The sequence below is a fragment of the Streptomyces katrae genome (genome assembly GCF_002028425.1).
GTDB classification, from domain to species: domain Bacteria; phylum Actinomycetota; class Actinomycetes; order Streptomycetales; family Streptomycetaceae; genus Streptomyces; species Streptomyces katrae_A.
The window spans coordinates 61,702-76,436 of the sequence record NZ_CP020044.1 but is presented as its reverse complement, the minus strand read 5'-3'; the positions used below and the strand labels follow the sequence as shown (position 1 = coordinate 76,436).

The window sequence follows — 14,735 nt, the reverse complement described above, 5'->3', positions numbered from 1 at the left end:
GATGGCGGACGCGGACGAGGCAAAGCTCCTCGAATACCTCAAGCGGGCGACCACCAACCTGCGCGATGTCCGACGGACTCTGCGCGAGGTACAGGACAAGGAACGCGAGCCCATCGCCATCGTCGGCATGAGCTGCCGCTACCCCGGCGGGGTCACCGACCCCGACGGCCTGTGGCAGCTGGTCGCCGAAGGCGGCGACGGCATCTCCCCCTTCCCCACCGACCGGGGCTGGGACGCCGGCGTCCTCCACGCGGAGGACCCCCAGCGCCCCGGATCCACCTACGTCCGCGAGGGAGGCTTCGTCGACGGGGCCGCCGACTTCGACCCCGGCTTCTTCGGGATCTCGCCGCGCGAGGCCCTCGCCATGGACCCGCAGCAGCGGCTCCTCCTCGAAGCCTCCTGGGAGGCCGTCGAGAGCGCCGGCATCACCCCGGCGTCCCTGCGCGGCACCCGCACCGGCGTCTTCGCCGGCCTGATGTACCACGACTACCTGATGCTCCTGCACGCCTCCCCGCAGGACGTCGAGGGCTACCTCGGCACCGGCAACTCCGGCAGCGTCGTCTCCGGCCGCGTCGCCTACACCCTGGGCCTGGAGGGCCCGGCCGTCACCGTCGACACCGCCTGCTCCTCCTCCCTGGTCGCCCTCCACCTCGCCGTGCAGTCGCTGCGCAAGGGGGAGTGCTCGCTCGCCCTCGTCGGCGGCGTCACCGTCATGGCCACCCCCGGCACCTTCGTCGACATGGGCCGCCAGCGCGGCCTCGCCTTCGACGGGCGCTGCAAGTCCTTCGCCGGCGCCGCCGACGGGACGGGGTGGTCCGAAGGCGTCGGCATGCTCCTCGTCGAGCGACTCTCCGATGCCGAACGCAACGGCCACCGCATCCTCGCCGTCGTCCGCGGCTCCGCCGTCAACCAGGACGGCGCCAGCAGCGGCCTCACCGCTCCCAGCGGCCCGTCCCAGCAGAACGTCATCCGCCAGGCCCTCGCCGACGCCCGCCTGTCCTCCGACGAGATCGACGCGGTCGAGGCGCACGGCACCGGCACGACCCTCGGCGACCCGATCGAGGCGCAGGCCCTGCTCGCCACGTACGGGCAGGAGCGCGACGGCGACCAGCCGCTGTGGCTGGGCTCCCTCAAGTCGAACATCGGTCACACGCAGGCCGCCGCCGGTGTCGGCGGTGTGATCAAGATGGTCCAGGCGATGCGCCACGGCGTCCTGCCGCGCACCCTGCACATCGACGAGCCCACCCCGCAGGTCGACTGGTCGGCCGGCGGCGTGGAACTGCTGACGCAGGCACGGGACTGGCCCGAGACCGGGCACGCCCGCCGGGCCGGCGTCTCCTCGTTCGGCATCAGCGGCACCAACGCCCACGTCATCCTCGAGCAGGCCCCCGAGTCGGCCGAGGCCGCCACGGAGCCCGAGCCCGCCCCCGCCGTCACGCTGCCGGTGGTGCCGTGGGTGGTGTCCGGCCGCACCCCCGAGGCCCTGGCCGCCCAGGCCGGCCGCCTCGCGGCCTTCGCCGCAGCCCGTGGCGCCGACACGGCCGACCTGGACGTCGCCCATGCGCTGGGCGTGACGCGTACGGCCTTCGAGCACCGGGCGGTCGTCCTCGGCCCGGACCACCGGGGGGCGCTGGAGGCGCTCGCGCGGGGCGAGGCGGCCGAGGGGGTTGTCCAGGGCGTGGTGACGCCCGGCAAGACGGGTTTCCTCTTCACGGGTCAGGGTGCGCAGCGCGCCGGGATGGGGCGCGAGCTGTACGCCGCCTTCCCGGTGTTCGCGGAGGCGCTGGACGCGGTGTGCGCGGAGATCGACCCGGTGCTGGGGCGTTCGCTGCGGGAGGTGATGTTCGCAGGCGAGTCGGCCGAGCTGGACCGCACCGAGTTCACGCAGCCGGCCCTGTTCGCCATCGAGGTCGCCCTGTACCGGCTGGTGGAGAGCTGGGGCATGCGCCCCGACTACCTCCTCGGCCACTCCATCGGCGAGATCGCCGCCGCGCACGTGGCGGGGGTGTTCTCCCTCTCCGACGCGGTGCGGCTGGTCGTCGCGCGCGGCCGGCTGATGCAGGCGCTGCCGGCTGGTGGTGCGATGGTGTCGGTGCGGGCCTCCGAGGCGGAGGTCGCCGAGCTGGTCGCCGCGTACGAGGACGTCAGCATCGCCGCCGTCAACGGGCCGGAGTCCGTGGTCGTCTCGGGTGCCGCCGAGTCCGTGACCGCCATCGCGGCCGTGCTCGCCGAGCGCGGGATCAAGACCAAGCGGCTCACCGTCAGCCACGCCTTCCACTCCCCGCTCATGGACCCGATGCTGGACGAGTTCCGCACGGTCCTGGGCGCGGTTGCCTTCACTGCCCCGACCCTCCCCGTGGTCTCCAACCTCACGGGTGAGATGGCTTCCGCGGAAGAGCTCTGCTCGCCCGAGTACTGGGTGCGCCACGTTCGCGAGGCGGTCCGCTTCGCCGACGGTGTCGCCACCCTGCACAAGCAGGGCGTGACCCGGTTCGTCGAGCTCGGTCCCGACAGCGTGCTCTCCGCCATGGGCGCCGACTGCGTCGAGGACGCCGTCTTCGTGCCGGTGCTGCGCAAGGGCCGCGACGAGGCCGGATCCGCGGTCGCCGCCCTGGGCCAGGCCTACGCGCACGGCACGCCCGTCGACTGGGAGGCCTTCTTCGCCGGGACCGGCGCGCGCCGCGTCGACCTGCCCACGTACGCCTTCCAGCACCAGCACTTCTGGCCGCAGTCGGCCGCCCGCGGCGCCGGCGACCCGGCCGGGCTCGGGCTCGGGACGGCCGAACACCCACTGCTCGGCGCGTGCGTGTCGCTGGCCGGCGGTGACGAGGTGCTGCTGACCGGACGGCTGGCCGTGCAGTCGCACCCGTGGCTGGCGCAGCACGCCGTCGGCGGGACGGTGATCCTTCCGGGGACCGCCTTCGTCGAGCTGGCCGTGCGGGCCGGTGACCAGGTCGGCTGCGGCCGGCTGGTGGAGCTGACGATCGAGGCGCCGCTGGTGCTGCCGGAGACCGGCGGCGTCCAGGTGCAGCTGGTCGTGGGGCCCTCGGACGACTCGGGCCTGCGCTCCGTCGAGTTCTTCTCCCGCCCGGAGGGGGCCGAGTTCGACGAGCCGTGGGTGTGGCACGCCTCCGGCGCCGTGGGCGCCGAGCAGGCCGCCCCGGCGACCGACCTGTCGGCGTGGCCGCCGGCCGGTGCGGCCGAGGTTCCGCTGGAGGGGCTTTACGAGGGGCTCGCCGAGGCCGGATTCGCGTACGGCCCGCTGTTCCAGGGGCTGCGGTCGGTCTGGCGTTCGGGCGACGAGGTCTTCGCCGAGGTCGCCCTGCCCGAGGACGCGGCGCAGGACGCGGGCCGCTTCGGCCTGCACCCGGCGCTGCTGGACGCCGCCCTGCACGCGCTCGGCGTGGGCGGGCTGCTCGACGAGGGCGCGGGCGGCCACCTGCCGTTCGCCTGGTCGGGCGTCTCCCTGCACGCCTCCGGTGCCGCACGACTGCGCGTGCGCCTGACCCGCTCGGGGCAGGCCGCCGTGTCCCTGGAGGTCGCGGACGCCGACGGCGCCGCGGTGCTTTCCGTGGACTCGCTGGCGCTGCGCCCCGTCGACGGGCAGGCCGCCGCGTCCGGCGGTGCGGGCCGCGACTCCCTCTTCCGGGTGGACTGGACCCCGGCCGCCCTCGCCGCCGCCGAAAGCGGTGGCGAGGACCCCGTCCTCGTCGACCTGACCTCCCGCGACGAGGAAGCCGACGTGCCTCGGGCCGCGCTCGCGCTGGCGACGCGCGCCCTGGAGCTGGTGCAGGGCTGGGCGGACGAGGACCGGGTCCTGGTGCTGGTCACCCGTGGCGCCGTCGCCGCCGGAGACGGCGACCGGGTCACCGACGTGGCGGCGTCCGTCGTCTGGGGTCTGGTGCGCTCCGCCCAGTCGGAGGGCGCGGGCCGCTTCGTCCTCGTGGACGTGGACGACCCTGACGCGCTGACCCCGCAGCTGACCGCCGCGCTCGCCGCCTCGGGCGAAGGACAGGTCGCGCTCCGCGACGGGCGCCTGTTCGTGCCCCGCCTGACCCGTGCCCGGCAGCGGGACGTCGAGCCGCAGGCCGGCGGTTTCGGCACCGGCCCGGTCCTGGTGACCGGCGGCACCGGCGGCCTGGGCGCGATCGTCGCCCGGCACCTGGTGACCGCGCACGGCGTACGCGAGCTGGTGCTGGCGAGCCGGCGCGGCCCGGACGCCCCCGGCGCGGCCGGCCTGCGCGACGAACTGCGCGGCCTCGGCGCCGAGGTGACCGTCGCCGCCTGCGACGTCGCCGACCGGGACGCGCTCGCCGCGCTCCTGTCCGCCCACCCCGTCAAGGGCGTCGTCCACGCCGCGGGCGTGGTCGACGACGGCGTCGTCTCCTCCCTGACCCCGCAGCGGCTGGCCGCCGTCCTGGGCGCCAAGTCCGATGCGGCCTGGCACCTGCACGAGCTCACCGCCGGCCTGGACCTGGACGCCTTCGTCCTGTTCTCCTCCGCCGCCGGTGTGCTCGGCAGCGCGGGTCAGGCCAACTACGCGGCCGCGAACTCCTTCCTGGACGCCCTCGCCGCCCACCGCCACGGCCTCGGCCTCCCCGCCACCTCCCTCGCCTGGGGCCTGTGGGAGGAGACCGCCGGCATGGGCGCCGCCCTCGCCACGGCCGACGTCGAACGCATGACCCGCGCGGGCCTCCCGCCCCTGACGGCAGACCAGGGCCTCGCCCTCTTCGACGCCGCGCCGCAGCTCGGCAGCCCGGCGGTCGTCGCCATGCGGGTCGTGGCCGACGGCCTGCGCTCCTGGGCGGCCGGCGGCGACCTGCCGGCCGTCCTGCGCGGACTCGTCCGCGGACCGCTGCGCCGCAACGCCGGCAACGGCGGCGGCACGGGCGCGGGTTCCGCGCTCCGCGAGCGGCTGCTCGCCGTCCCTGCGCAGGAGCAGGAGCGGCAGGTCCTCGAACTGGTGCGCACGCACGTCGCCGCCGTCCTCGGGCACGCCTCACCCGACGCCATGCAGGCCGACCGCGCCTTCACCGAACTCGGCTTCGACTCGCTGACCGCCGTCGAACTGCGCAACCGGCTCACCAAGGCCACCGGCCTGCGGCTCCCGTCCACCCTCGTCTTCGACTACCCGACCTTCTCCGCCCTGGCCGCCTTCGTGCGCTCCACGGTCCTCGGCACCGACACCGGCACGCCGCGCACCACCGCGGCGCACGGCCGCAACGACGACGAACCCATCGCCATCGTCGGGATGAGCTGCCGCTTCCCCGGCGGCGTCTCGGGCCCCGGCGACCTGTGGCGGCTCGTCGCCGAGGGCGGCGACGGCATCACCGCCTTCCCGACCGACCGCGGCTGGGACCTCGACGCACTGACCGGAGGCGACACCGGCGCGGACGCGCCCTCGTACGTCCGGGAGGGCGGCTTCCTCCACGAAGCGGCCGCCTTCGACCCGGGCTTCTTCGGGATCTCGCCGCGCGAGGCGCTCGCCATGGACCCGCAGCAGCGGCTGCTGTTGGAGGCGTCCTGGGAGGCGGTCGAACACGCCGGCATCGACCCGACCGAGCTGCGCGGCAGCGCGACCGGCGTCTTCACCGGCCTCATGTACCACGACTACGTCACCCGGCTGCACAGCGCGTCCGCCGAGGTCGTCGGACACGCGGGCACGGGCAACCTCGGCAGCATCGCCTCCGGCCGCGTTTCCTACACCTTCGGCTTCGAAGGCCCGGCCGTCACCGTCGACACCGCCTGCTCGTCGTCCCTGGTCGCCCTGCACTGGGCCGTCCAGGCGCTGCGCAGCGGCGAGTGCTCGATGGCCCTCGCCGGCGGTGTGACCGTCATGGCGACGCCGACCACGTTCGTGGAGTTCAGCAAGCAGCGCGGCCTGGCGCCGGACGGACGTTGCAAGGCGTTCTCCGCCGACGCCGACGGCACGGGCTGGTCCGAGGGCGTCGGCATGATCCTCGTGGAACGCCTGTCGGACGCCGAGCGCAACGGGCACCAGGTCCTCGCGGTCGTCCGCGGTACGGCCGTCAACCAGGACGGTGCGAGCAACGGCCTGACCGCCCCGAACGGCCCGTCCCAGCAGCGCGTCATCCGCCAGGCCCTCGCCAACGCGGGGCTCAGCCCCGCCGAGGTGGACGCCGTCGAGGCGCACGGCACCGGTACCACGCTGGGTGACCCGATCGAGGCGCAGGCGCTGCTGGCCACGTACGGGCAGGAACGTTCCGGTGACGAGCCGCTCTACCTGGGTTCGCTGAAGTCGAACATCGGCCACGCCCAGGCCGCCGCCGGTGTCGGCGGTGTGATCAAGATGGTCGAGGCGATGCGGCACGGTGTGCTGCCGCGGACCCTGCACGTGGGTGAGCCCTCGCCGCACGTGGACTGGTCGGCGGGCGCGGTGGAGCTGCTGACGCAGGCCCGGGAGTGGCCGGAGACCGGCCGTCCGCGCCGGGCCGGTGTCTCCTCCTTCGGCATCAGCGGAACCAACGCCCACGTCATCCTGGAGCAGGCCCCGCAGGCCGCCCCCCGGCCGGAGCGGCCGTCCCTCCCGGCCCGCACGACCCCCGTCCCGCTGCCCGTGTCGGCCAAGGGCGAACGTGCCCTGCGGGGTCAGGCCGGCCGCCTGGCCGCCCTCTTCGGGGCCCACCCCGAGCTGGACCCGGCCGACGTCGGCCTGTCCCTGGCCACCACCCGCGCGGTGATGGAACACCGCGCGGTGGTCCTGGGCGCCGACCCGGTTGCGGCCGCCACGGCGTTCGCCGACGGCAGCGACCTGCCCGACGTCGTCCGCGGCATCGCGGGCGCCGGCTCCTCCCGTCCCGTGTTCGTCTTCCCGGGCCAAGGTTCGCAGTGGGTCGGCATGGCCGTCGGACTCCTCGACTCCTCGCCGGTGTTCGCGGCGCGGATCGCCGAGTGCGAGGAAGCCCTCGCCCCCTACGTGGACTGGTCGCTGACGGACGTCCTGCGCTCCGACGACCCGCTGGAGCGGGTGGACGTGGTCCAGCCGGTGCTGTTCGCGGTGATGGTGGCGCTGGCCGAGGTCTGGAAGTCCTACGGCGTCGAGCCTGCCGCGGTCATCGGTCACTCCCAGGGCGAGATCGCCGCGGCCTGCGTGGCGGGCGCGCTCTCGCTGGAGGACGCGGCGAAGGTGGTGGCCCTGCGCAGCCGGGCGATCGATGCCATCGCGGGTCTGGGCGGCATGGTGTCCGTGAGTCTCCCGGCCGCCGACGCGGCGGAGCGGATCGCCGCGGTCTTCGGTGACCGGCTGGCGGTGGCGGCCGTGAACGGTCCGTCTTCGACGGTGGTTTCCGGTGACGCGGACGCCTGCGCCGAGCTGGTCGCCCTCCTGGAGGCCGAGGGGGTCCGGGCCCGCCGGGTGGCGGTGGAGTACGCCTCCCACTGCTCCCATGTCGAGAAGCTGGAGGCCGAACTGGCCGACCTGCTGGGCGGGCTGAACCCCCGCCAGGCGGCGGTCCCCATGTACTCCACCCTGACGGGCGAGCTGCTGGACGGCACGGAGCTGGACGGCGGCTACTGGTACCGCAACCTGCGCAACACGGTCCTGTTCGAGCAGGCTGTGAAGGCGGCCCTGGCCGACGGGTACCGTCTGTTCGTCGAGTCGAGCCCGCACCCGGTCCTCGCCGTCGGTCTGTCGCAGACGTTCGAGGCGCTCGACGCGTCCGAGAGCGGCGTCGAGCCGGTCGCGATCGGCTCGCTCCGCCGTGACGAGGGCGGTCTGGGCCGGGTGTTCGCCTCGCTCGCCGAGGCGTGGGTGAGCGGCGCCGACGTCGACTGGGCCAGGGCCTTCGACGGCACCGGCGCCCAGCGCACCGACCTGCCGACCTACGCCTTCCAGCACCGGCGCTTCTGGCCGCAGCCCTGGGCGGCCGTCCCGGCGGCGGTCCAGGCCGATCCGGTGGACGCGGCCTTCTGGGAGGCCGTCGAACGCGAGGACCTGGACGCGCTGACCGAGACGCTGGACATTTCCGGCGAGCAGCCGTGGAGCGACGTACTCCCCGCCCTGTCGCAGTGGCGCCGCGAACGCCGTGAACAGGCCGCCGTGGACTCCTGGCGCTACAAGGTCACCTGGAAGCGGCTCCCCGCCTCCCCCCGCACGGGCACCCTCACCGGCACCTGGCTGGTCGCCCTGCCCGAGGGCGCGGACGCGGGCCCGGCCGGCGACGCCGTCGCCGCCCTCACGGCGCGCGGTGCGGACCTCGTGTCCGTCGTCGTGCCGGTGCCCGCACCCGACCGGGACCACGGCGCTGAGCGGGCGGCCCTGGCCGGCCGGCTTGCGGAGCTGACCGGGGAGACGGGTCTGCGCGGCGTCGTGTCGCTGCTGGCCCTGGGCGACGCGGCACCCGTCGACGGCGCCTCCGCCGGCGCCGGCGCGGCCGCCACCCTGGTGCTGCTGCAGGCGCTGGGCGACGCGGGGACCGAGGCGCCGCTGTGGTGCGTCACCCGTGGCGCGGTGGACCCGTCCGAGGGCGGCGCCGGGACCGGCGAGCAGCCCGACCCGCTCCAGGCGCAGGTCTGGGGCCTCGGCCGGGTGGCCGCGCTGGAGCACCCCGGCCGCTGGGGCGGTCTGGTCGACCTCCCCGCGACGTCCGACGAGCGGACGTGGGACGGCCTCGCCGCGGCCCTGGGCCGCACGGACGGCGAGGACCAGCTGGCGGTGCGCGGCACCGGCCTGCTGGGCCGGCGCCTGGTCCGTGCCGCGCTGGGCGAGCGCGCCGCCGCACGCCGGTGGACGCCGCGCGGTACCACGCTGATCACCGGCGGTACCGGGGCGCTCGGCGCGCACGTGGCCCGCCGGCTCGCCGCGAACGGTGCCGAGCACCTCGTCCTGACCAGCCGGCGCGGCCCCGACGCGCCCGGCGCCCGCGAGCTGGCCGCAGAACTCACCACCCTCGGCGCCCGCGTCACCGTCGAAGCCTGCGACGCGGCGGACGGGGCGGCCGTGGCCGCCCTGGCCGGACGCCTCGCCGAGCGCGGCGACACCGTCCGCGGTGTGGTGCACGCCGCAGGCGTGAGCGGCGGCGGCGCGCTCGACGACCTCGACGTGCGCACCTACGCGGACGTCGTGGCCGGCAAGGCCTCCGGCGCCGACCACCTGGACCGGGTCTTCGGCGACGGACTCGACGCCTTCGTGCTCTTCTCCTCGAACGCCGGGGTGTGGGGCGGCTCCACCCAGGGCGCCTACGCGGCGGCCAACGCCCACCTGGACGCCCTCGCCCGCAGCCGCCGCGCCCGCGGGCTCACCGCGACCTCGGTCGCGTGGGCCACCTGGGGCGGCGGGGGCATGTCGGACGGGGCCACCGGCGAACAGCTGGCCCGCCTCGGACTGCCGCCCATGGCGCCGGAGCGCGCCCTCACCGCCCTCCAGCAGGCACTCGACCACGACGACACCTGCCTGACCGTCGCCGACATCGCCTGGGAGCGGTTCGCGCCCACCTTCACCGTGTCCCGGCCGAGCGCCCTGCTCGCCGACCTGCCCGAAGCGCGGAACGCCCTCACGCAGGGCACGGATGCCGACGCGGCCGACGCGCCCGAGGGCGCGGCCGGCGAGCTGCGGCAGCGCCTGGACGCCAAGGGCGCCGCCGAACGCCACCGCATCCTGCTGGAACTCGTGCGCACCGTGGCCGCGCAGGTCCTCGGCCACGACTCCCTGGACGCGGTCGCGCCCGCGAGCGCCTTCCGCGAGCTCGGCTTCGACTCGCTGACGGCCGTCGAGCTGCGCAACCGGCTCGGCGCCGCGACCGGCCTGCGGCTGCCCACCACCATCGGCTTCGACCACCCCACGCCGACGGCGCTGGCCCGGCGACTGCACGACGAGATGTTCGGCACGGCCGACCGGGACCGCGCGGCCCTGCCGACGGCGGTCCCCGCCGCGGCCGACGGCGACCCGATCGTCATCGTCGGCATGAGCTGCCGCTTCCCCGGCGGGGTCGGCTCGCCCGAACAGCTGTGGCAGCTGGTCGAGGGCGGTGTCGACGCCGTCTCGGCCTTCCCCGCCGACCGCGGCTGGGACCTGGAGCGGCTCACCGGCCGCGACGGCTCCTCCGGGGCCGCCGAGGGCGGTTTCCTCTACGACGCCCCTGCGTTCGACCCCGCCCTGTTCGGGATCTCGCCGCGCGAGGCCCTCGCCATGGACCCGCAGCAGCGGCTGCTGCTGGAGACCTCCTGGGAGGTCTTCGAACGGGCCGGGATCGACCCCGCCTCGCTGCGCTCCACCGCCACCGGCGTCTTCACCGGCACCAACGGCCAGGACTACGGCGCGCTGCTGATGGCCGACCCGGAGAGCCAGGGCGGCTACGCCCTGACCAGCAACGCGGCGAGCGTCGTCTCCGGCCGCATCTCCTACACCTTCGGCCTGGAGGGGCCGGCCGTCACCATCGACACGGGCTGCTCGTCGTCCCTGGTCGCCCTGCACCTGGCGGCGCAGGCGCTGCGCAACGGCGAGTGCTCCCTCGCCCTGGCCGGCGGTGTGACCGTGATGTCCATCCCGGGCGCGTTCGTGGAGTTCACCAAGCAGGGCGGACTGGCCGCCAACGGCCGCTGCAAGCCCTTCGCGGCCGCGGCCGACGGCACCGGCTGGGGCGAGGGCGTCGGCATGCTGCTCGTCGAACGCCTCTCGGACGCCCGCCGGAACGGCCACCCGGTCCTCGCGGTGGTCGCCGGTTCCGCCGTCAACCAGGACGGCGCCTCCAACGGCCTGACCGCCCCCAACGGGCCCTCCCAGCAGCGCGTCATCCGCCAGGCCCTCACCGCCGCCGGGCTGACCACCGCCGACGTCGACGCCGTCGAGGCGCACGGCACCGGCACCACGCTGGGCGACCCCATCGAGGCGCAGGCGCTGATCGCCACGTACGGCGAGGAGCGCCCTGCGGACCGGCCGCTCTACCTCGGTTCGATCAAGTCCAACCTGGGGCACACCCAGGCGGCCGCGGGCGTCGCGGGTGTCATCAAGATGGTGATGGCGCTCCACCACGGCGTGCTGCCGCAGACCCTGCACGTGGACGAGCCGACCCCGCACGTGGACTGGTCGGCCGGCACGGTCCGGCTGCTGACCGAGGCGCAGGACTGGCCGCAGGTCGAGCGTCCGCGCCGCGCGGGCGTCTCCTCCTTCGGCGTGAGCGGCACCAACGCACACGTCATCCTGGAGCAGGCCCCCGAACGGCCCGCCCCCGCGCCGGAGCCGCAGGCCCCCGCCACCGTGCTTCCGGCCGTGCCGTGGCCGCTGTCCGGTAAGACCGGGGCCGCCCTGCGCGCCCAGGCCGCCCGGCTCGCCGCGGAGACGGGCGCCGAGGACCGTCCGGTCGACGTGGGCCTGTCCCTGGCGACCACGCGCGCCGCGCTGGAGCACCGCGCCGTCGTCCTCGGCCCGCAGTTCACGGACGCCCTGACCGCCCTGGCCGAGGGCCGCGAGGCCCCCGGCACGGTGCGCGGTCACGTCCCCGCCACCGCGGCGGACACCGGCCCGGTGTTCGTCTTCCCGGGTCAGGGCTCGCAGTGGGTCGGCATGGCCGTCGAACTCCTCGACTCCTCGCCGGTGTTCGCGGCGCGGATCGCCGAGTGCGAGGAAGCCCTCGCCCCCTACGTCGACTGGTCCCTCACCGAGGTCCTGCGCTCCGACGCCGCCCTCGAAGGGGTGGACGTCGTCCAGCCCGTGCTGTTCGCGGTGATGGTGGCGCTGGCCGAGGTCTGGAAGTCCTACGGCGTCGAGCCCGCGGCCGTCATCGGCCACTCGCAGGGCGAGATCGCCGCCGCGTGCGTGGCGGGCGCGCTCTCGCTGGAGGACGCCGCCAAGGTGGTGGCCCTGCGCAGCCGGGCCATCGACGCCATCGCGGGCCTGGGCGGCATGGTCTCCGTCGGCCTCTCCGCCGCCGACGCGGCGGAGCGGATCGCCGCGTCCTTCGGCGACCGGCTGGCCGTCGCCGCCGTCAACGGCCCCGTCTCCACGGTCGTGTCCGGCGACGCGGACGCCTGCGAGGAGCTCGTCACGGTCCTGGAGGCCGAGGGGGTCCGGGCCCGCCGGGTGGCGGTGGAGTACGCCTCCCACTGCTCCCACGTGGAGAAGCTGGAGGCCGAACTGGCCGACCTGCTCACCGGCCTGAACCCGCGTACGTCCGCGGTCCCCATGTACTCCACCCTGACGGGCGAGCTGCTGGACGGCACGGAGCTGGACGGCGGCTACTGGTACCGCAACCTGCGCAACACGGTCCTGTTCGAGCAGGCCGTGAAGGCGGCCCTGGCCGACGGGCACCGGCTCTTCATCGAGTCGAGCCCGCACCCTGTCCTCGCCGTCGGCCTCGCCGAGATGGACGCGACCGCGCTCGGCTCGCTGCGCCGTGACGAAGGCGGTCTGCGCCGCCTGGTCACCTCGCTCGCCGAGGCCTGGGTCAACGGCGCCGCCGTCGACTGGACGGCCGTCTTCGCCGGCACCGGCGCCCAGCGCACCGACCTGCCCACCTACGCCTTCCAGCACCAGCGCTTCTGGCCGCGGCCCAAGACCGCAGAGGAAGCCGGGCAGGCCGCCGCCGACCCGGCGGACGCCGCCTTCTGGGAGGCCGTGGAACGCGAGGACCTGGACGCACTGGCCGAGACCCTCGCCGTCGAGGACGGCACGTCGCTGCGGGCCGTGCTGCCCGCGCTGTCGCACTGGCGGCGCGAACGCCGCGAGCAGTCGGCGGTGGACGGCTGGCGCTACAAGGTCACCTGGAAGCCCCTCACCGAGGCGGCCGGCGCCCGCCTCGACGGAACCTGGATCGTCGCGGTCCCCGCCGCCGGCACCGCCGCCGAACTCGTCGCCGGCTGCCTGCGCGCCCTGGAGGCGCGCGGCGCCCGCCCGGTCGTCGTGCCCGTCGCCGTCGCCGACGGCACCCGGGCCGAGCTCGCCGCCCGGCTCACGCAGCTGCTCGCCGCGCCGGACCCCGTACGGGGCGTGGTGTCCCTGCTCGCCCTCGACGACACGGCCCACGCCGCGGAACCGGCACTGCCCGAAGGCGTCTTCGCCGGGCTGCTGCTCATCCAGGCGATGGCGGACGCCGCCGCCCGGGTCCCGCTGTGGTCCGTGACCCGGGGCGCGGTCGCCGTTCGCGCCGACGAGCCGCCGACGCGGCCCGCCCAGGCGCAGACCTGGGGCATGGCCAGGGTGGCCTCGCTGGAGCACGCGGCGTTCTGGGGCGGCCTGGTCGACCTGCCGGAGGACGTCGACGAGCGGGCCCTGACCCGGCTCGCCGAGGCCCTGGCCCGACCCGACGACGAGGACCAGCTCGCGGTCCGCTCCGGCGGCGTCTTCGGCCGCAGGCTCGCCCCCGCCGGGGCGGCCCGCGACGCGGCCGTCCGCCAGTGGCGGCCCACCGGGACCGTCGTGGTCACCGGCGGCACCGGCGCGCTGGGCGGCCACGTCGCCGACTGGCTCGCCGAACGCGGCGCCGAGCACATCGTGCTCACCAGCCGGAGCGGCGAACGGGCCCCCGGCGCCGAGGAACTGCGCGCCCGGCTCACCGCCGCCGGGGCCCGGGTGACGATCGCCGCCTGCGACGTCGCCGACCGGGACTCGGTGGCCCGGCTGGTCCGCTCCCTCGCGGACGCCGGCGACCCCGTCCGGGCCGTCCTGCACACCGCGGGCGTCGGACACCTCCTCCCGCTCGTCGCCACCGACGTCGCCGAGTTCGCCCGCATCGCCTCAGGCAAGGTCGCCGGCGCCCGTCACTTCGACGAGCTCCTCGACCCGGCGACGCTCGACGCGGTCGTCTACTTCTCCTCCATCGCCGGCGTGTGGGGCGTCGGCGACCACGGCGCGTACGCCGCCGCCAACGCCCACCTCGACGCGCTCGCCGAGCGGCGCCGGACCGAGGGCGCCCCCGTCCTCTCCGTGGCCTGGGGCCCCTGGGCGGCCGGCGGCATGGTCAGCGAGGAGGCCCACGAGCAGCTGCGGCGGCGCGGCGTGCCCCTGATCACCCCGGAGCCCGCCATGGTGGCGCTCCAGCGGGCCCTCGACCTCGACGACACCTTCGTCGCCGTCGCCGACGTGGACTGGGACCGTTTCGTCCCAGCCTTCTGCGTGGCCCGCAACCGTCCCCTCATCGGCGACCTGCCGCAGGTCCAGCAGGTCCTGGAGGCCGCCGACGCCGATGCCGACCAGGCGCAGAACGATTCCGCGGCGGGCTTCCGCCGTCATATCGCGGCACTAGCGGAGGACGAACGCCCGGCGGCCATCCTGGATCTCGTACGGACACAGGCGGCGGCGGTACTCGGACATCCGAATGCCGACGCCGTGGAACCCACGCGGGCGTTCCGGGACTTCGGCTTCGACTCGTTGACCGCCGTGGAACTGCGCAACCGCCTGACGGCGGCCACCGGACTGCGGTTGCCGACCACGCTGGTATTCGATCACCCCAGCCCGGCAGGGCTGGCCGACTACCTGCGCGGGGAACTCGTCGGCGGCGACGCCGACGCCGACCTGATGTCCGTCGACGAGATCGACCGGCTGGAAGCAGCGCTGGCGCTGAGGGAGAGCGATGACATCGGCAGGGTCCGGATCGTCATGCGGCTCGAATCACTGCTCGCGAAGCTGGCTAAGGGCACGGAGTCGCTGAGCAACGCCTCCTCGGTCGTCGAACAGCTCGGATCGGCGACGAACGATGAGCTCTTCGACCTCATCGACCGGGATCTGGGAGCTCTCTGAGCTTCCGGCACCCCCGACCCCCTGAGCCGGCCAGTCCTGGACC

At 75.5% G+C, this 14,735-nt stretch carries 1 protein-coding gene; it reads left to right on the top strand.

Going from position 1 to position 14,735, the window contains the following annotated elements; translation table 11 throughout:
• The first annotated feature begins 1 nt into the window (after position 1).
• A complete protein-coding gene (locus tag B4U46_RS35785) occupies positions 2-14,692 on the top strand; it encodes a type I polyketide synthase (protein WP_079432439.1) in 14,691 nt (4,896 codons plus the stop codon).
• Positions 14,693-14,735: the final 43 nt, after the last annotated feature.

Bases quoted from the DNA above. Each gene is read 5' to 3' on its own strand.
- B4U46_RS35785 (WP_079432439.1), top strand. From the start codon at position 2: ATGGCGGACGCGGACGAGGCAAAGCTCCTCGAATACCTCAAGCGGGCG.